Annotated in this window: 17 protein-coding genes and 4 pseudogenes; 11 read left to right on the forward strand and 10 right to left on the reverse strand. The window is 39.3% G+C overall.

Translation table 11 applies throughout. The features are described 5' to 3' along the window. Positions 1-93: 93 nt before the first annotated feature. Positions 94-702 carry a TetR/AcrR family transcriptional regulator gene (locus AC4MC0_RS13075; RefSeq protein ID WP_114837648.1) on the forward strand — a complete coding sequence of 203 codons (609 nt, stop codon included), beginning with the start codon at positions 94-96 and terminating at the stop codon, positions 700-702. 106 nt (positions 703-808) lie between these two features. After that, positions 809-1,039 (forward strand): hypothetical protein, encoded by a 231-nt coding sequence (locus AC4MC0_RS13080; RefSeq protein ID WP_005400049.1) that lies wholly within the window; start codon positions 809-811, stop codon positions 1,037-1,039. Positions 1,040-1,122: 83 nt separating this feature from the next. Here the strand turns inward: AC4MC0_RS13080 and AC4MC0_RS13085 are convergent, their stop codons facing one another. The 3 genes from AC4MC0_RS13085 to AC4MC0_RS13095 form a co-directional block, all read right to left on the reverse strand. Further along, the gene (locus AC4MC0_RS13085) at positions 1,123-2,250 is read right to left on the reverse strand and encodes an alkene reductase (protein WP_336000457.1); all 1,128 of its coding nucleotides are present in this window, start codon (positions 2,248-2,250) and stop codon (positions 1,123-1,125) included. 204 nt (positions 2,251-2,454) lie between these two features. Beyond that, on the reverse strand, positions 2,455-3,132 hold the full coding sequence (locus AC4MC0_RS13090) for a type 1 glutamine amidotransferase domain-containing protein (protein WP_004915316.1): 678 nt from the start codon (positions 3,130-3,132) through the stop codon (positions 2,455-2,457). 84 nt (positions 3,133-3,216) lie between these two features. Continuing rightward, positions 3,217-4,374 (reverse strand): iron-containing alcohol dehydrogenase, encoded by a 1,158-nt coding sequence (locus AC4MC0_RS13095; RefSeq protein WP_336000453.1) that lies wholly within the window; start codon positions 4,372-4,374, stop codon positions 3,217-3,219. Positions 4,375-4,559: 185 nt separating this feature from the next. Here AC4MC0_RS13095 and AC4MC0_RS13100 point away from each other — a divergent pair. Further along, positions 4,560-4,873 (forward strand): annotated as a pseudogene (locus AC4MC0_RS13100) (IS3 family transposase); the annotation flags it as partial. Positions 4,874-4,960: 87 nt separating this feature from the next. Here the strand turns inward: AC4MC0_RS13100 and AC4MC0_RS13105 are convergent. From AC4MC0_RS13105 to AC4MC0_RS13120, 4 genes are all read right to left on the reverse strand, one after another. Next, on the reverse strand, positions 4,961-5,275 hold the full coding sequence (locus tag AC4MC0_RS13105) for a putative quinol monooxygenase (protein ID WP_004812141.1): 315 nt from the start codon (positions 5,273-5,275) through the stop codon (positions 4,961-4,963). A gap of 335 nt (positions 5,276-5,610) precedes the next feature. After that, positions 5,611-6,441, reverse strand: a complete 831-nt coding sequence (fghA, locus tag AC4MC0_RS13110; RefSeq protein ID WP_336000448.1) for an S-formylglutathione hydrolase — start codon at positions 6,439-6,441, stop codon at positions 5,611-5,613. A gap of 228 nt (positions 6,442-6,669) precedes the next feature. Beyond that, entirely contained in the window at positions 6,670-7,782 is a 1,113-nt protein-coding gene (locus AC4MC0_RS13115) for an S-(hydroxymethyl)glutathione dehydrogenase/class III alcohol dehydrogenase (protein ID WP_000842149.1), read from the reverse strand. A 21-nt stretch (positions 7,783-7,803) separates the two neighbouring features. Next, positions 7,804-8,079 carry a metal/formaldehyde-sensitive transcriptional repressor gene (locus AC4MC0_RS13120; RefSeq protein WP_001133625.1) on the reverse strand — a complete coding sequence of 92 codons (276 nt, stop codon included), beginning with the start codon at positions 8,077-8,079 and terminating at the stop codon, positions 7,804-7,806. 466 nt (positions 8,080-8,545) lie between these two features. On the opposite strand from AC4MC0_RS13120, the gene AC4MC0_RS13125 reads away from it, so the two are divergent. Together AC4MC0_RS13125 and AC4MC0_RS13130 are read left to right on the forward strand one after the other, a co-directional pair. Next, positions 8,546-9,541, forward strand: a complete 996-nt coding sequence (locus AC4MC0_RS13125; RefSeq protein ID WP_159373113.1) for a zinc-dependent alcohol dehydrogenase family protein — start codon at positions 8,546-8,548, stop codon at positions 9,539-9,541. Then, positions 9,531-10,547, forward strand: a complete 1,017-nt coding sequence (locus AC4MC0_RS13130) for a zinc-dependent alcohol dehydrogenase family protein (protein WP_159373112.1) — start codon at positions 9,531-9,533, stop codon at positions 10,545-10,547. The genes AC4MC0_RS13125 and AC4MC0_RS13130 overlap by 11 nt, the downstream gene beginning before the upstream one ends. A 50-nt stretch (positions 10,548-10,597) precedes the next feature. Here the strand turns inward: AC4MC0_RS13130 and AC4MC0_RS13135 are convergent, their stop codons facing one another. Further along, positions 10,598-11,497 (reverse strand): LysR family transcriptional regulator, encoded by a 900-nt coding sequence (locus AC4MC0_RS13135; RefSeq protein ID WP_336000466.1) that lies wholly within the window; start codon positions 11,495-11,497, stop codon positions 10,598-10,600. 135 nt (positions 11,498-11,632) lie between these two features. On the opposite strand from AC4MC0_RS13135, the gene AC4MC0_RS13140 reads away from it, so the two are divergent. The 3 genes from AC4MC0_RS13140 to AC4MC0_RS13150 all read left to right on the forward strand — a co-directional run bounded on the left by AC4MC0_RS13140 (position 11,633) and on the right by AC4MC0_RS13150 (position 13,748). Then, positions 11,633-12,373: an SDR family oxidoreductase gene (locus tag AC4MC0_RS13140; protein WP_336000442.1), complete on the forward strand. Its 741-nt coding sequence runs from the start codon at positions 11,633-11,635 to the stop codon at positions 12,371-12,373. 71 nt (positions 12,374-12,444) lie between these two features. Beyond that, positions 12,445-13,443: a zinc-binding alcohol dehydrogenase family protein gene (locus AC4MC0_RS13145; RefSeq protein WP_336000440.1), complete on the forward strand. Its 999-nt coding sequence runs from the start codon at positions 12,445-12,447 to the stop codon at positions 13,441-13,443. Between the two features lie 20 nt (positions 13,444-13,463). Then, positions 13,464-13,748: a putative quinol monooxygenase gene (locus tag AC4MC0_RS13150; RefSeq protein WP_336000438.1), complete on the forward strand. Its 285-nt coding sequence runs from the start codon at positions 13,464-13,466 to the stop codon at positions 13,746-13,748. A 165-nt stretch (positions 13,749-13,913) separates the two neighbouring features. On the opposite strand, the gene AC4MC0_RS13155 is transcribed toward AC4MC0_RS13150, so the two are convergent. Together AC4MC0_RS13155 and AC4MC0_RS13160 are read right to left on the reverse strand one after the other, a co-directional pair. Beyond that, positions 13,914-14,846: an IS5 family transposase gene (locus AC4MC0_RS13155; protein ID WP_491887123.1), complete on the reverse strand. Its 933-nt coding sequence runs from the start codon at positions 14,844-14,846 to the stop codon at positions 13,914-13,916. A 43-nt stretch (positions 14,847-14,889) separates the two neighbouring features. After that, positions 14,890-14,988 (reverse strand): annotated as a pseudogene (locus AC4MC0_RS13160) (helix-turn-helix transcriptional regulator); the annotation flags it as partial. Positions 14,989-15,401: 413 nt separating this feature from the next. On the opposite strand from AC4MC0_RS13160, the pseudogene AC4MC0_RS13165 reads away from it, so the two are divergent. From AC4MC0_RS13165 to AC4MC0_RS13175, 3 genes and pseudogenes are all read left to right on the forward strand, one after another. Then, a pseudogene (locus tag AC4MC0_RS13165) lies at positions 15,402-15,825 on the forward strand (Fic family protein). Between the two features lie 503 nt (positions 15,826-16,328). After that, positions 16,329-16,931: a GTP cyclohydrolase II gene (ribA, locus tag AC4MC0_RS13170; RefSeq protein WP_336000434.1), complete on the forward strand. Its 603-nt coding sequence runs from the start codon at positions 16,329-16,331 to the stop codon at positions 16,929-16,931. 166 nt (positions 16,932-17,097) lie between these two features. Continuing rightward, positions 17,098-17,918: pseudogene (locus tag AC4MC0_RS13175) on the forward strand (IS481 family transposase); the annotation flags it as partial. Between the last annotated feature and the right edge of the window lie 21 nt (positions 17,919-17,939).

Here is a 17,939-nt window from a genome sequence, read left to right on the forward strand (position 1 = left end):
TATGATTAAAATTTCTTTACATCCATTGTAGATGAGTTATAATAAAAAACAATACGACTGGTCTATTTTTTTACAATAGAGTAAATAATTAATATGAAGCCTACTCCTATTAAAAAGTCTGAAGCGAAGCGCTTACACATTCTTAACACCAGTTCAGACCTGATTTTGCATAAAGGTTTTACCGGTGTAGGATTACAGGAAATTTTACAGAGCTGTGAGATCCCCAAAGGCTCGTTTTATCATTATTTCCAATCCAAGGAAGCTTTCGGATGTGAATTGGTACAGCATTATGTAGATAATTATCAAGTCCGTTTAAATGATGTATGGCGTAGCGATAAATCCCCTTATCAAAAGCTGATTGAGTATTTTAATTTATGGATAGAAGATCCTGAAACACAGTGTGGTTGGGCGGATAGCTGTTTAATTGTGAAACTTGCCGCAGAAGTTGCCGATCTATCTGAAGATATGCGCTCCATTATGTCCGCTGGCGTCGATGATGTAATCGAACGTATTGCTGGTTTAATTGATTTGGGTAAACAGGATCAGTCTATCCAAGCAGATACTGAGGCCTCGACGTTGGCACAAGTACTTTACCAAATGTGGTTAGGTGCAGCATTACTGAGTAAGTTGCAAAAAGATAAAACACCATTACATCAAGCTCTGAGAGCAACTAAATTTCTATTAAAAAGTGAAGATTCATAAAAATTAAATATCAACTACATAATTAATAATTCATGATAGCAGTCCAATGATTACCTATTATTGTGTTGCTATTAGATCAATTTACAATCCATGAGTATAGCGCACAATGAATTCTCCTTCTAAAGGCCTCATGACTCGTATTTTAGTTGGTTATTTAGGCTTATATCCCACACTATTACTGGTACTCACTTTATTAAAGCCAATTACTGAGCATCAAAGTTTCCCGATGATGGTGTTGATTGAAGTCATAGTATTAGTGCCAGTAACGCAACTAATTTCTTTCCCACTGGCAGGTTGGCTCATTACACAGCTAAAAAATTTTAAGAATTTGTTTTAAGAAGAAGTTATGCTGGCAACAGCAATCCTAAGTCCTTATTTTGCCAACCACAAAGGTTGGCAAAATAACTCACTTAGTCAATATTAATCTGCGTAAGCTGGATAATCAATATAGCCTTTTTCCGTCCCACCATACATAGTGCTTGCATCTACTGCATTCAATGGCCAGCCATTGGCGATGCGATCGGGTAAATCTGGATTCGCAATAAATGGGCGTCCAAATGCAATTAAATCGGCCAGTCCTGCCTCTAAAATTCGAGTCCCTCTTTCTGCCGTATATCGACCTGCATAAATAATCCGACCACTGAAAGTGTCTCTGACATCTCTACGAAAATCATGAGGAAGTTCTGGTGCATTATCCCAATCAGCTTCTGCAATCGATAAATAGGCAATCCCAACTTCTTCAAGTATTTTTATGGCTTCAATATAAGTCGCATGTGGATCATCTTCAACCAACCCCATGTAAACACGATCTTCCTCTGTACTTTCAAATAGCGGGGCAAAACGCACTCCTAAACGATCTGCACCAACCACCTCAGCAACTGCCTCTACTACTTCACGTAAAAAACGCAAACGATTGTTTAATGATCCACCATATTCATCTTCACGGTGGTTACTATGTGCAGAGATAAATTGATTTACCAAATAACCATTTGCACAATGAATTTCAACCCCATCAAAACCAGCAGCCAATGCATTACGCGCTGCTTGAGCATAGAGTTGCACTAATTCTTTAACTTCTGCATTGCTTAAAGCACGTGGCATGGAAGGATCAGCCAAGGCCCCTGCATTGGGCCCGGTCTCAATAAAGACTTTAACATTACTATCAGCCCTAATAGCCGAGGGCGCGACTGGTGATGCATGATCGGGTTGCAAAGATGTATGTGAAACACGCCCAACATGCCAAAGTTGTGCAAAAATAATGCCTCCTTTAGCATGCACTGCTTCCGTCACTTTACGCCATCCAGCAATCTGTTCAGAGCTGTAAATACCGGGCGTCCAAGCATAGCCTTGACCACGGGGCTCGATTTGCGTACCTTCGGTGACCATAAATCCTGCACCGGCACGCTGTTGATAATAGGTTGCCATTAATTCATTTGGAATATTCCCTGGCTGACTACTGCGCGACCGCGTTAAGGGTGGCAATACAATACGGTTTTGCAAAACATAAGGGCCTAAGCTTAAGTTCTGAAAAAGTTTGCTGTCTTTCATTTCATTGTATCCAAGTAATCATGACTTAATTGATCTAAATTAAAAAAATACCCTTCCTTCCTGTATATAGAAAAAATAAAGGAAGGAAAGCTATTCACTCAGGCCCTTCACCATTAAATGAGGGTTATTTTGCTTATTGCGCCAGTTGCTCAGAGTCAGAAGTTTTATTCACTGCTAAGCACCACAACAGACACTAGCTACTCTTTATTTCAACAATTGAAGTAATGCTGAGGCAGTTGCAGCAGAAGATGCTGGATTTTGTCCAGTAACCAGCAAGCCATCTACTTGAACATATACTTGCCAATCATCCACTTTAGAATAATGACCACCGTTTTCTTTAAGCATGTCTTCGACTAAAAATGGTACAATTTCAGTCAAACCTACAGCGGCCTCCTCAGTATTAGTGAAACCAGTCACTAATTTACCGCTAACTAAAGGCGCTCCATTACTCGCTTTCACATGACGAAGAACACCTGGGGCATGACACACTGCTGCAACAGGTTTGCCAGACTGAATCGCCTGTTCAATCAGAGAAATTGAAATCGGATCTTCTGCTAAATCCCACAATGGGCCATGCCCGCCTGGATAAAACACCGCATCATAATCAGCTACAGAGATTTCGCTAAGTTTATGCGTCTGTGCCAATGCTTGCATTGCAGTTGGATCAGCTTCAAAACGATGAGTGGTTTCAGTTTGCGCATCGGCTAAATTACTTTTCGGATCTAGTGGGGGCTGCCCACCTTGAGGCGATGCCAGCGTAACTTCAGCACCAGAGTCAATAAAGGTGTAATACGGTGCAGCAAGTTCCTCTAGCCAGAAACCTGTTTTCTTACCAGTATTGCCAAGTTGATCATGTGAGGTTAAAACGATTAAAATTTTCATGTTATTTCTCTGATAATTTTTAGGATTGGGAAACATCGTTGCATGATCACACCTATGTGGGATGACCATGACAGATACTCTTGTTTAGAGGCTCGTCTCGAGAATTTGGCGACTGATCTCTAATGAAACATTTTTATGTTCGCCTAGCTGGGTCAGATTATGTGATTCGAGTTGCGTAATGATGATCTCAATATCTGTCGCCCCCAATTGATAATTGCTAAGACGAGTCGGCAATCCAAGTTGCTCAAAGAAGGCTCGAGTACGAGCAATAGCAGTATCAATACGTTGTTCTTCATCACCTTCGACAATCTGCCAGACTTGAGCTGCATACTGTAGTAATTTTTCTCGCTTCTCTTGACGACGCACTTGTAGATTGGCCGGCAACACAATGGCCAAGGTACGAGCATGATCAATACCATATAAAGCCGTGAGCTCATGTCCAATCAAATGGGTTGACCAATCTTGTGGTACACCAGCTCCAATTAGCCCATTCAGTGCCATGCTAGCAGCCCACATCAAATTCGCACGCGTGTCATAATCTGCTGAATCTTCCAAGATTTTTGGTCCAATCTCAATCAGAGTTTGCAATAGACCTTCGGCAAAACGATCTTGTACTTGTGCATTGACAGGGTAAGTTAAGTACTGTTCCATGACATGAATAAATGCATCAACCACGCCATTTGCTAACTGGCGCGTCGGCAAGCTAAAAGTTTTATTCGGATCCAGTATGGAAAATTGCGGAAAAACATAGGGGCTGCTAAATGACAATTTGGCTTGGGTCGATTTTCTGGTGACTACCCCACCACTATTCATTTCTGAACCAGTTGCCGGAAGGGTGAGTACACTCGCAAAAGGCAAAGCTTGGGTAATTTTATTACCATGGGTTTCTAAAATCTCCCATGTATCCCCTGTATAATTGACTGCTGCTGCAATAAATTTAGTACCGTCAATTACCGATCCACCACCGACAGCCATCAAGAAATCAATCTTTTGTTCACGAATCAGCTCTACAGCTTTCATGAGGGTTTCATAACTCGGATTCGGCTCAATTCCGCCAAATTCATGAATTTCTCTTGCACCTAATGCTTCACGCACTTCAGCTAAAGTACCATTCTTACGTGCACTTTCACCACCAAACAACATTAATACTTTTGCTTCTGTAGGCACATAGTCATTGATTTTAACTATTGTATCGCCACCAAAAATAATGCGGGTCGGATTATAAAAGTTAAAATTCAGCATATTTTTATCCTAGGATGATCAGTTAATTGATTTGAAAAACCACCGTTATTCATCAAATAAACTTTAAAAAATTGGACAACACTGCGGCTTTTGACTGCACCATGTGCTAACTATACATAAAAATAGACCAGTCGTCTATTTTTTTAAAAAAATTATTTCAGCTTGCCAACTTGAGTGATGGTTAAACACATTCAGGGTTGTTCTATACCACTTTGATTATTGATGTATTTTCACGAGCGATTGTTGGATGAAAGGTATCAACACGAATGACTACTGACATGGTCGTGAACGCATTGGCTAAAACAGTGAATGACTTATACAAAACAGAGGTGATTGAATATTTAAAAGCAGATTGGCACGGTTTAGCAGATGTACAAATGCAGCGCTAAATTAGATAGATTGGTTCAATGTAAAGCATGTACATAGGTGCATTCGTTTATTTACCCTGTTTTGGATATTGACCCATGTAAATGGTGAGATTAAGCCATTAAATAAGTAGCCCAACTTGAATAAAAAGCCTCTGACAAACCTCACAGGGTTGAAGTGCTGCCTTTCATTCAAAATTTCAGGCAGCACCCTCATACATTTAAGCGTCGGTATGAGCTGGTAGTTTACTCGCCAAAACATCTACTTTTTCAATAGACGGTGGCTCTGAAAATAGCTCATCGGCCTGAGCCATCAAAGCAGCTGCAACCTTGCCAGATAAATGTGCTTGGCGACCTGCCTCATCAGGAAATGCATCAAATATACCAAATGTTGTAGGTCCAAGACGTAGGCCAAACCACGCAACTGTCGCGGGTTCTTCCATTACAATAGGTAAACCGGCTTTAAGGAAAGCTTCCACTTCGTCTTCTTTACCTGGTTTAGCTTCAAGGCGGACATATAAAGCTGTTTTAAGCATGACTAAAACTCCACAATTGATTAAAATTAAAACTCATACTGACATTGCTAATGTATGCATGTCAGAAAGTTTTGTTGTACAAAGGTTAAAAACAATTTTCCATAGCAGAGCCAAAATTTGGATGTTTATTTCGACATAATGCTATGAATTTATTCAAGTTAAGATCATTAACATTTGAATCAAAAAATCAAGATATGAGATGATTAAATTCAATCTTAGTTATATAAGGATCAATTGATTCGTCCTTAGATTTATAAGCTGACCTCTTCATCTGGAAATTATATTGCTCAAGAAGCATTCAAGAACAACATTGCACATCCTCATATCTATGAAAGTTATTTAGCTAGGAATTTGCTGTGAAACTCTATATGTTTCTCTATAAAGCTCGCAATGAAGTAATAGCTATGGTCATACCCTTCTCTTAGGTTAAGTGTAAGAGGATATTCTTGTTCCAAACACATATCACTAAGAAGCTTAGGTCTTAACTGTTCTTCAAGAAAATCATCAGCTGTTCCCTGGTCGACTAAAATAGGTAAATGAACTTCAGCGTTTTTGATTAATTCAATCGCATCATAGCTTTTCCATAAAGTTTCGGTTTCACCTAGGTAGTGTGTGAAAGCCTTTTTCCCCCAAGGTACTTGGCTAGGTGCAACAATTGGTGCAAAAGCAGAAATACTTTTATACAGCTCAGGGTTTTTTAAACCAATGACTAATGCACCATGACCACCCATGCTATGACCCATAATACTTTGGACTTGATTGGTCGGAAAATTCAGGTCAATCAGATTTCTGAGTTCTTCCACAATATAATCATACATTTTGAAATGCTGTGACCAGGGTGCTTGTGTTGCATTCACATAGAATCCTGCGCCTTGGCCTAAATCATAATCTGCATGATCTGGTACATCCTCTCCACGTGGGCTGGTATCTGGTGCAACAACAATGACTTTATGTTCAGCCGCATACTTTTGTGCTCCGGCTTTAGTAATAAAGTTCTGTTCGTTGCAAGTCAGTCCTGATAACCAATATAAAACTGGCAACCGCTCATCTTTGTCATGAGGTGGCAGATATATTGAGAATTTCATTGAACAGTTTAATGCTATTGACTGATGGCGATACACTTCTTGCGATCCACCAAAAGAAGCATGTTTCTCAATTATTTCCATAATCAATTACCTATGTTGAGCAAGACTTCATGAGAAATCGAGTAAACAAAGAGTCCGACATTCTCCACAGAGAATAGTCATAAAGATTTAAAATGTAGGCAGGTTTGTTGAACCTATACATGATGGATACATAGATAGATCTATTTTACAGATGATGTGCCTTTTTAGAGGATTCCATGCATGTTAATCATGATTCACATGCATGGAAAAGTATAAGGTCTGACGGAATTATTCGTAATGAATTACAGTACGAATTGACTTACCTTCATGCATTAGATCAAAGGCTTCATTGATCTGATCCAAGCCCATGGTGTGTGTCACAAATGGTTCTAATTGAATTTTACCTTTCATGGCATCTTCAACCATTCCTGGAAGTTGCGTACGACCTTTTACGCCACCAAAGGCAGAACCTAACCATTTACGACCAGTAACCAGTTGGAATGGACGGGTAGAGATTTCTTGACCTGCGCCAGCTACACCAATAATTACGGATTGTCCCCAGCCACGGTGTGCACTTTCAAGGGCCGCACGCATTACATTCACGTTACCAATACATTCAAATGAATGATCTACACCCCAGCCAGTCATTTCGACAATGACTTGCTGGATTGGTTTGTCGTAGTCTTTAGGGTTCAAGAAGTCCGTTGCACCAAACTCTTTTGCCAGCGCAAATTTATCTGGATTCATGTCAACCACAATAATACGCCCTGCTTTAGCTTGACGTGCGGCTTGTACGACTGCCAGACCAATACCACCTAAACCAAAGACCGCAACACTATCACCTTCTTGTACTTTAGCCGTGTTGTGTACTGCACCGATACCCGTTGTGACACCACAACCTAGTAAGCAGACATGTTCGTGATTGGCTTCAGGATTGATTTTAGCCAATGATACTTCTGCCACTACCGTGTATTCACTGAACGTTGAGCAGCCCATATAGTGGTAAATCGGTTGACCATTGTAGGAAAAACGAGTGGTGCCATCTGGCATTACACCCCTACCTTGAGTTTCACGAACGGAAATACACAAGTTCGATTTTCCAGATTTACAGAATACGCACTCGCCACATTCAGCAGTGTAAAGTGGAATTACATGATCACCTGGTTTGACGCTAGTCACGCCTTCACCCACCTCAACTACAACACCAGCACCTTCATGCCCGAGAATAGCGGGAAAAACACCTTCAGGATCATCGCCAGATAAAGTAAATGCGTCTGTATGACACACACCGGTATGGGAGATCTTGATTAATACTTCACCTTTCTTCGGTGGTGCAACATCAACTTCAACAATTTGAAGAGGTTGACCAGGACCAAACGCAACGGCAGCACGTGACTTCATGGAATAATTCCTTATACAGATCTATTTTAAATATGATTTTAGAATTTTGGCGATTTCAGCCAATTCTTCTTTTCGTTGTTGTTCTGTGGTTTCACCTGATACTAAAGTGTCCTTTAAATGAACCTCTAACATCTCATTCATTAAACCATTAATAGCACCACGCACAGAGCATATTTGTTGCAGAATTGCACCACATTCCACATTGTCTTCTAACGCTTTTTCAATCGCTTGTGTCTGACCTTTGATCCTTCTGACGCGTAGAAGAATCTTTTTTTTGTCTTCAACCTGATTAGGCATCAGACCTCCTTATTTGCTAGCTTTTATACTATAGTACCCCATAGTATAAAAAAAGCATTTTTTTTATAAATCGAAAATCAAAAAGCTCTTTAGCGAAAATTTTCTATCCCTGTTTTTTAGTTTTTTTTAAATTAACATCGTAGAGCTGATGCTAAAGTCACAAAGAATGGGACTTTTAGCTCCCATTTTTTATTTTGGCTCATGTTCTTTGTGATGCTGTGACCTTTTAGAATTATGTTTCAAATTTTAGCCACTTTGTAGATATTTTGAACGTTTCAAGCCTTGAAAATACTACCGACAGTTTAGATTAAACTGCCTTTACAGACTGTACTAGAATATTTTTAGTGAGCGGATAATATTTATTATTCATTATTTAGGAATTATCAAATCCTATAAATATCATTTATAGGATTAATTTACTTTGGTACTGTGCATACCATCCCCCAGTTAAGAATAAGGAATAACTATGAATAAGATGATGAATGCTCTTATCTTAGAAAATTTTGGTGATCATGAATTTAAACGTGTAGAACTCCCTATACCTCAACCTGAGGCTGGGCAAGTTCTAGTACGTATTCATGCTAGTGGTGTAAACCCTATTGATTATAAAATTCGTCTTGGTGAAGCACCATATGCTATGCCAGAGCTTCCTGCCGTGTTGGGAACAGATATGGCTGGGGTTGTCACTGCTGTTGGTGAAGGTGTCACCCACTTCAACGTCGGAGATGAAGTTTACGGTCTGATTGGTGGCGTTCGTGGTCTTCAAGGATCTTTAGCAGAATATGTTGTAGCAGATGCTGATCTGATCGCATTAAAGCCACGGAATATCTCTATGCGCGAGGCAGCAGTACTACCATTGACGTTCCTCACCGCTTGGGAAGGTTTAGTGGATCATGCGAAGGTCCAACCAGGTCAAACTGTACTGGTTCAGGGTGGTGCTGGTGGCGTTGGTTATATGGTGGTTCAGCTTGCAAAAGCACTTGATGCAAATGTTTGGGCGACTGGTCGTACAGCTGATCAATCACTGATTTCAGAACTCGGTGCAACACCTCTCGATTACACAACAGCATCTTCCGATGACATTATTGCTGCAAGCCCTGAGGGTCAAGGTTTTAACATTGTTTACGACACTGTGGGTGGTCCAGTACTCGAAGCTTCACTTTCCATGACAACTCACTATGGCCACATTACCAGCTGTGCTGCATTTGGTAATCATCATTTAGCGAGTTCATCTCTACGGTGTGCCACACTGTCTGGCGTATTCGTCCTATTGCCGATGTTAACAGGCAATCGCCGTTCTCATCATGGTGATGTCCTTAAGATCGCTACTCGTCTCGTTGAGGAAGGTAAACTGCGTGCTATTGTTGATCCTCGTCATTTTACACTAGACCAAGCGATTGAGGCTCATGATGCTGTTCAAGATCGCTCTGCCAATATTAAGGTAGTTATTGATGTCATTTAACTCACTTCAGGCCAAGACTTGGCGCTTCAATTCTATTGGAGATACAGATGTTCTGACATTAGAAACACTTCCTGTGGCTTTACCAGCCGCAGGAGAAGTTCTAATCCAGATGAAAACGATCGGACTCAACCGGGCTGATGTAATGTTTCGGCGTGGTACTTATATTCAAAAGGCAGTATTCCCCTCTCGTCTGGGATATGAGGGAGCAGGCGTAGTTCTGGCGATAGGTGAAGGTGTACGCCAATTTTCTCCAGGAGATGCAGTATCGATTCTTCCGACTGACAATCTAGCCAAATATGGGACATATGCGGACAAGCTTCTGATTCCAGAAACTTTTTTAGTTCACAAACCCGATAGTTTAAGTTGGGAAGAAGCTTCTTCAATCTGGATGCAGTATTTGACGGCTTGGGGTGGTGTAATCCATGCTGGTGGAGTTTCGAAAGGAAAAACGATCTTGATCACAGCAGCTTCAAGTAGTGTAGGATTAGCTGCGATACAGATAGCTGAAGCAGCGGGTGCTAAGGTCATTGCAAGTACACAAACGATAGAGAAAAAGCAACGTTTACTAGATCTCGGTGTTAAAGATGTTATAGCCAGTGAAGATGAACCAGATTTGTATGAGGCGCTTGTTTCACGTTTGGGTGGAGAATATCTTGATGTCGCCTTCGATGCTGTAGGAGGGCCACATATTGAACAGATTGCAAAAGCGATGTCTGTGGGAGGAACTATGGTTATGCATGGTGCACTTAGCCCGGAGATCACACCATTTCCTCTTAAAGTTGCATTACGCAAGAGCTTAACCATGCGAGGTTTTTTGTTCCTTGAGGTTCTCCATGATCCTGTTCTAAGGGAGCAAGCCAGACGATTTATTCTTAGCAGTATAGGTGCAGGATATCTTCGTCCAGTGATCGACTGTTGCTTTAACTTTGAGGACATGCATGACGCTCAGCGCTATCTTGAATCAAATCAGCAAATAGGAAAAATTGTAGTTACGCTAAATACATGATGGTCTTATTTGATTTCTACTTTCTAGAAAAAAGGTTAGTTCCATCTGATTCAGGTTTCTATATGGCCCAGCACTTCCGCTAAGTAATCAAACAATGCTCGGATTCGCAAAGGTGTCGGGCCCCGCTGTGGACGATATAAATACAGGCGCCAAACGGGAGAGGTTTCCTCATGAAGTATCTGAATGAGCTTACCACTCCTAAGCCACGGCAAAACTAGAAATCCAGGCATGTGTCCGAATCCGACTCCAGCGAGAATAGCTTGAAATTCAGCTTCAAGATCATCTGTAATAAAACGGGGCTTTGATGGCGTAAAGCTTCGACTTTCGGTGAATGTCCATGGCCAGTAACGCCCTGTTTTATGATCGACTAGTGCTGTTAGAGGGTATTTATCAAGGTCAATAATTTTTTTTGGCATTCCAACCTTATCAATTAACTCTGGCGTACCCACAGAATAAAAGTTCACTTTAGCCAATTCCCTTGCCACATATCGATTGTCCGGCAAAAATCCAAATCTGATCCCGATATCTATCCGCTCATCGATCACATCCGAGTGTGAATCTGTTAGCACACAATCCACGACAATATCTGGGTAACGTGTGGCAAATTCTGCTAGTGCAGGTACTACCAATTTACGCCCTAACACTGACGAAACAGTAAGACGGACAGTCCCACGCATTTCATCTCGTTTTTCCTTGGTGTCTTTTACAAGCAGAGCATCAATGGATCCCACCGCAAAACGTGCTTGCTTTGCCAAACGCTCACCATCAGCAGTAATTTTAATTTGTCGAGTACTCCTGTAGAACAGAATCTCTCCGCGCTGCTCTTCTAGCTCTTTTATTGCCCGTGTCACTAGCTGCGGGGAAATACCGAGCTGAGTGGCTGCCTCTTTAAAATTTCGAGACTCTGCTGCGACACAAAAGATACGCATCATTTCCAATTTGTTCTGCATGTCCAATCCTGTGGTCTGGTAATTATTCCGTAAATAGGAATTCTGAAAGATAATATTATTCATTTATTATACCTATCAAGGCTGTAATACTTAATCCATCAAATATGATTGACAGATAGGTTGAAGGGCACTTGTATGAATAATATAGAAAATAAAGTTATTGTTATCACTGGTGCAAGTAGTAGTTTAGGTGAAGCTACTGCTCGCTTACTTGCTAAAAAAGGTGCAAAGGTTGTACTTGGTGCTAGACGTACTGAAAAATTAGAGGCTATTGTTCACGACATTCGTGCTGAAGGTGGTCAAGCTGAATTTATTGGTATGGATATAACCAAACCACATGAAGTACAAGCACTTATTGAAAAGGCATTAAGCGCATTTGGTCAAATCGATGTATTGGTAAACAATGCTGGATTAATGTCTATTGCACCATTAAGTGAGCTAAAAGTTGATGAATGGGATCGTATGATCGACATTAATATCAAAGGTGTTCTTTATGGTATAGCAGCTACCCTACCTGTTTTCCAAAAACAAAACTTTGGACACTTTATTAATCTCGCATCTGTTGCAGGGATAAAAGTATTTAGTCCAGGAGGTACTGTTTATAGCGGTACTAAGTTTGCTGTAAGAGCCATCTCTGAAGGACTTCGTCATGAAGTTGGGGGAACAATTAGAACGACTACTATTGAGCCTGGTGCAATTGAGTCAGAACTAAAATTCGGTTCTTCTCATAAAGAAAGTTCAGAGTTTGTTACTGATTTCTACAAACAAGCCATACCAGCTGACTCAGTCGCTCGAGCAATTGCTTATGCAATTGAACAGCCTGCGGATGTAGATATTAATGAAATTGTTTTACGCCCAACGAGCCAAGAGTTTTAATTATTGAATAACAAAAAATGGGAGCACCTCGCTCCCATTTTTACTATATTTTTAAAGTTAAGGACAAATCTATGAAAGCCGTATCGTATGTTATCAATAACCATGATGATTTTAAAAATTCATTGGTAGATATTGAAAAAGCGAAGCCTACGCTTAAGGAGCGTGATGTACTGGTAAAAGTTCAGGCAATCTCTGTGAATCCAGTTGATACCAAAGTGAGAAAAAATTCGTCTGAAGCAAATAATCGTATTTTAGGTTGGGATGCCGTTGGGGAAATTATTGAAGTTGACTCAAAAGTTACCTCGTTTAAAGTAGGAGATTCTGTTTGGTATGCTGGCGATTTAACCCGAGATGGTAGTAATGCTGAGTTTCAAGCAGTCGATGAACGAATTATCAGTCTTAAACCAATTACAGTATCTAATGCAGAAGCAGCAGCATTGCCATTAACTGCAATAACGGCATGGGAAATGCTGTTTGATCGGTTTCAAATTTCAGAAACAGAAGTTGGCAGTATTTTAATTATTGGTGGTGCAGGCGGTGTAGGGTCAATCGCTATCCAACTCCTAAAAGTAAAAACAAATCTGACCGTTATAGCAACAGCTTCACGTGAAGAAACGAAATCTTGGGTGGAATCACTTGGTGCCGACCATGTCATTGATCATAGCAAAGATTTAAATGCACAAATCGAGACACTAGGTATTGAAAAACCAAAATACGTATTCTCTACAAATCATACAGAAACATATACCAAGCAAATAGTTTCTCTGATTGCACCACAAGGCAAGCTTGGATTGATCGATGATCCACAAACATTTGATATTATGCCGTTTAAGACTAAATCTATTTCTATCCATTGGGAGTTGATGTTCACTCGTTCAATGTATGAAACCGATGATATTGAAAACCAGGGTGATCTGTTGCAACAGGTTGCCCAATTAGTTGACCAGCAAAAAATTAGAAGTACCCTCAACCAAAATCTAGGCAAAATTAACGCTTCAAACTTGGAGAAGGCGCATAAGTTGCTTGAATCAGGCAAGTCAAAAGGCAAAATTGTACTAGAAAACTTCTAAAACAAATTAAAGGTGAAATAATGACTATTTCAGTAATTGCGAACTTTAAGGCAAAGTCAGATCAAAAAGAGACTTTAGAAGCGCTTTTAAAAAGTGTAATAGAGCCTACGCTTCACGAAGAAGGATGCTTGAAATATGAGCTTTATATTAGCGAAAATGACTCGAGTAGATATTTCTTCTTAGAAGAATGGCGTAGCAGGGAGGATTTAGATATCCATATAGCGTCTGATTATATTCAAAGTTTATTTGGTAATATCCAATCGCTCATTGAATCAAGTGATATTATAGAAATCAAAAAAATATAGCTGTATTCGGACATTATGATGAAGTATTCTTCAAAGTAACATAGGAACTTAGAAAGCCAACATAAAAATAGGAGCTCTAAGCTCCTATTTTTTCTGTTTTTTTTCATTTTCAGGGCTTTGTTGCACAAAGATTTGAAATGCAAAGCGCCCCTAATTGAGCCAAATTTAAGGCGTAACTTGGGTAAGTGGTCGACCTAATTCCGTAAATCTGTTAAGGACTGCTACACGTGCATGGATCTCATTCACTTGGCTATCAAAACTCCTTGCACTGAGTTTATCTCCTAATAATTTGATGCAATGCATCTTAGTTTCAACCAAACTTCGCCGATGATAGCCTGACCATTTTTTCCATAGTGTCCTGCCTAAACGTTTAATTGTTCGAAGTAATTCATTTCGCTCTAGCGAGCTACTCTTTGTATCTTTCCATGGTTTCGCATTTTTTCTAGGTGGAATCACCGCATGCGCTTGCCGATCTGCAATGACCTGACGGCATTGCTTGGTGTCATAAGCTCCATCGGTATAAACAGAGTCAATCCGCTCATCTTGTGGAATCTGATTAAGTAAATCACCAAGCACCTGTGAATCACTGACATTATTGGTTGTAAGCTGAACTGCTCGTATTTGTAGGGTTTTAGCATCTATACCAATATGAAGTTTACGCCATTGGCGACGATATTCAGGTCCATGTTTCTTGCGTTTCCATTCGCCCTCACCTAGAAACTTCATGCCTGTAGAGTCCATGAGTAGATGCAGCCCATCGCTACTTTTTTGGTAGCTGATTACAATATCAATATGCTTTTGTCTTCTACAAAGCGTGGTGTAATCTGGAGCTATCCAATTTAATCCGCAAAGTTTAATCAGACTTTGCACAAAGCCAGTGACCATACGTAAAGACAGACGGAATAAGGATTTAATCATTAAGCAGCATTGGATGGCTGCGTCGGAGTAGGTTTGATTTCGCCCTTGTTTGCCTTTTGATGGCGCATACCATTGCGTAGCAGGATCAAACCAAATGGCAATATTTCCGCGACTAATGAGTGCTCGGTTATATGCGGGCCAATTGGTTGTACGATAAATTTTAGGTGTAGGCTTATTCATTTGAAAATTATATTGTGGAATAAACCTTAGATATAGGTTTGTGTAACAAAGCCGAGCTCAAATGAGACCCCATATTTAACATGGTCAAAATATTAGCTAAACGATCAGCTAATCGCTCATGAGTAGAACTATTTTGTTTCATCAATCAATAAGCAAATTTATGTGGGTGCATGGACAGATTGTGTCATCGTTATCAATCTTTTAATCTTATTTATTAAAAATTTTAAATGTTGTTTAAATTTCATTTTATTTCATTAAATAATACAAATTCTCATCTTTGCTGATGGGGTGGCGTGAATTGAACTCAAATCCTAAGCTATTGATTTAGTGAATTATAAAGTCAATAGCATTTTACCTATACCCATTTTTTACCCAAATTAGATTTAGTGCATTGAATCACAAAAATAATCTTGTTCAAATCCAACTAAAGGATTTGAAATGGTGTACTCATTATACCATCTTTATAGCTCAACCAAAATATTATAATATAACGTTACATTTTTGATATTTATTTTTTGATGTATTATTCAGAAAGACACATTCAGGGTTAAAGTTATGTTTGAAATTATTGATGATTTAAAGAAAAAATTAGATCAATATCGCCCTTTATCTCCTGCAATTGTAAAAAATTTACAAGAAGATCTTATTGTCCGCTGGACCTATCTTTCAAATGCCATAGAAGGTAATACTCTTACACTATTGGCTTCACCCGATTGAACGTGCAGCCAAAGTACATGCGGATTTTGTGGGTATCCATCCATTCATTGATGGCAATGGTCGCACATCACGTCTTTTGATGAATCTGGAACTGCTTAAAGCAGGCTATCCACCCTGTGTGATTACTGTAGAAAATCGTTTAGCTTACTATGAAGCATTGGATCAATGGATGGCTTCTGGAAAGACTGAAGCATTTATTCGGTTAGTTTCAGAGGCGGTACAAGACGGATTTAAACCGTATCAAGTTGTTTTAGGAATATAGAACTATACTAACTTACATTTTTCTTCATTTATCTTTGCTTAAGACATTTTTGTTTATTCGGCCGGGATAGTGTGCGCACAGAAAAAAATTAAACCTTTGTTTATTAAAACATTTACAACCAACCTACTTCATTGTACCGCGAAAAGTTAGCAGGCTAAAAAATATTAATGGCAATGTATCTACATTACAGCTGTTAATGAACCTCAAGCTGCTGAATTCTGAATATCCACCTTGTATCATCAGTGTTGATAATCGATTGGCTTACTATAAAGCTTTAGATTATGGATGGCTTGTGGAAAACGAAGCTTTTGCATATTTTTATAAAAAATTCTAACCTCAATAAAATTATTCTTAATAATATTTCACATAAAATTCACTATTAAATACCTATACTTGAATTGGAAGTAAAACGCTGAAATTTAGAACCACAAAAATTTAGCAAGTGCTTTTAAGGTAAATTTAGTAATTTTACCAATTATAAATTTATATAGGTGTATTCTTCAATGGCTATAGAATTTGTTTCCAAATCAAAGTTACCTACAGCGTTTGGTGATTTTGAAATTATGGCATTTCAAGACCAAAGTACTGGTGAAGAACATATCGCTCTTGCCAAAGACATGGATACTATTTCTAATCAACCTGTACTCGTCAGAATTCATTCAGAATGTTTAACAGGTGATGCTTTTGCTTCACTGAAATGTGACTGTGGCCCCCAATTACATTCAACCATGAAAATGATTAATGACGCTGGTCAAGGTGTGATTTTATACCTTCGCCAAGAAGGTCGTGGCATAGGATTAACCAATAAAATTCGAGCCTATGCACTCCAAGATCAAGGACATGACACTCTCGATGCCAACTTATTATTAAATTTACCAGCAGATGCTCGTAAATATGACATGTGTACTATTATGTTAGATTATTTAAAAATAAAGAATGTAAAACTCATTACAAATAATCCGTTTAAAATTAAATCTTTAACTGATTTAGGAATTAACGTTGTTGAACGTATTCCTTTAAGAGTTGGTTTAAATATTTTCAACAAAGCTTATTTAGAGACTAAGCAAAAACGTATGTCACATCTGTATGATAATAGTGATTTTTAAAAATCGATTACTTTCAATAAAAAAATTTACACTCAAAGTTCCATCTCCTTTATGGGAGAAGGTTTTATCACTTATATTTCTTAATAAATTGACTTTTTAGATTCTCAAATAAAATACAACAAAGATTGTGTGATTCATAGACATCATTTCAATATAATTGGTGTCTATGAACAGAGAAATTCAACAAAGACTCGTATGGGTTAAATTATTTGAAGAGACCAATGATGCTGGCCTAGTCTGTCGGAGATGTGGCATTTCTAGACCAACATTACGCAAGTGATGGAAACGATATTCTGAGCAAGGTATTGATGGATTAAGTAGTCAGAGTAAACGCCCATTAAAATCTCCAAATACTAAAATCAATGCTGAGCTAGAGGCCTTAATATTGGAAATGCGCTCGGCTAGGAATCTGGGTGCTCGACGTTTGCAAACAGAATTGATGAGGCTGCACGGAGTCTCGTTGTCCTTAGCGACTATCCATAAAGTACTATCCACCCATCAAGTCAAACCGATTAAAAAATTCCGTCGTAAAGTAGATTTCATTCGTTATGAACGCCCATTACCAGGCGATAGAATTCAAATGGATACCTGTAAATTGGGTCCTGGGCTAATCAGTACACATCTATCGATGACTGCACACGATATCGCGTTTTAAGGATATATAAACGCCGAACAGCGGCGAATACGCTCGACTTTTTAGACTGCGTAATTGAAGAAATGCCTTTTCCCATACAGCGAATACAGACCGATCGTGGGCGGGAATTTTTTGCTGAAAAAGTACAGAAAAAATTGATGCAGCATGGAATCAAATTTAGGCCAAATAAACCAGGTTCACCTCATTTGAATGGCAAGGTAGAGCGTTCTCAAAAGACTGATAAATCTGAGTTCTACGCTACTGTCGATATTAATTCTGAAGATATCCAAGACAAGCTAGCCGAATGGCAGCATTACTATAACTGGATGAGACCACATTCAGCTTTGAAAGGGCTTTGTTGCACAAACCTATCT

This window comes from Acinetobacter sp. CAU_H_S139_7 (assembly GCF_058599305.1).

What these genes read in the sequence shown, in the direction of transcription:
- AC4MC0_RS13135 (WP_336000466.1), bottom strand. Translation starts at nt 11,497, where the DNA reads ATGCAGAACAAATTGGAAATGATGCGTATCTTTTGTGTCGCAGCAGAG.
- AC4MC0_RS13115 (WP_000842149.1), bottom strand. Translation starts at nt 7,782, where the DNA reads ATGAAGTCACGTGCTGCCGTTGCGTTTGGTCCTGGTCAACCTCTTCAA.
- AC4MC0_RS13120 (WP_001133625.1), bottom strand. Translation starts at nt 8,079, where the DNA reads ATGCCTAATCAGGTTGAAGACAAAAAAAAGATTCTTCTACGCGTCAGA.
- ribA (WP_336000434.1), top strand. Translation starts at nt 16,329, where the DNA reads ATGGCTATAGAATTTGTTTCCAAATCAAAGTTACCTACAGCGTTTGGT.
- AC4MC0_RS13130 (WP_159373112.1), top strand. Translation starts at nt 9,531, where the DNA reads ATGTCATTTAACTCACTTCAGGCCAAGACTTGGCGCTTCAATTCTATT.
- AC4MC0_RS13150 (WP_336000438.1), top strand. Translation starts at nt 13,464, where the DNA reads ATGACTATTTCAGTAATTGCGAACTTTAAGGCAAAGTCAGATCAAAAA.
- AC4MC0_RS13155 (WP_491887123.1), bottom strand. Translation starts at nt 14,846, where the DNA reads ATGAATAAGCCTACACCTAAAATTTATCGTACAACCAATTGGCCCGCA.
- AC4MC0_RS13140 (WP_336000442.1), top strand. Translation starts at nt 11,633, where the DNA reads ATGAATAATATAGAAAATAAAGTTATTGTTATCACTGGTGCAAGTAGT.
- AC4MC0_RS13075 (WP_114837648.1), top strand. Translation starts at nt 94, where the DNA reads ATGAAGCCTACTCCTATTAAAAAGTCTGAAGCGAAGCGCTTACACATT.
- AC4MC0_RS13080 (WP_005400049.1), top strand. Translation starts at nt 809, where the DNA reads ATGAATTCTCCTTCTAAAGGCCTCATGACTCGTATTTTAGTTGGTTAT.
- fghA (WP_336000448.1), bottom strand. Translation starts at nt 6,441, where the DNA reads ATGGAAATAATTGAGAAACATGCTTCTTTTGGTGGATCGCAAGAAGTG.
- AC4MC0_RS13105 (WP_004812141.1), bottom strand. Translation starts at nt 5,275, where the DNA reads ATGCTTAAAACAGCTTTATATGTCCGCCTTGAAGCTAAACCAGGTAAA.
- AC4MC0_RS13145 (WP_336000440.1), top strand. Translation starts at nt 12,445, where the DNA reads ATGAAAGCCGTATCGTATGTTATCAATAACCATGATGATTTTAAAAAT.
- AC4MC0_RS13125 (WP_159373113.1), top strand. Translation starts at nt 8,546, where the DNA reads ATGAATAAGATGATGAATGCTCTTATCTTAGAAAATTTTGGTGATCAT.
- AC4MC0_RS13085 (WP_336000457.1), bottom strand. Translation starts at nt 2,250, where the DNA reads ATGAAAGACAGCAAACTTTTTCAGAACTTAAGCTTAGGCCCTTATGTT.
- AC4MC0_RS13090 (WP_004915316.1), bottom strand. Translation starts at nt 3,132, where the DNA reads ATGAAAATTTTAATCGTTTTAACCTCACATGATCAACTTGGCAATACT.
- AC4MC0_RS13095 (WP_336000453.1), bottom strand. Translation starts at nt 4,374, where the DNA reads ATGCTGAATTTTAACTTTTATAATCCGACCCGCATTATTTTTGGTGGC.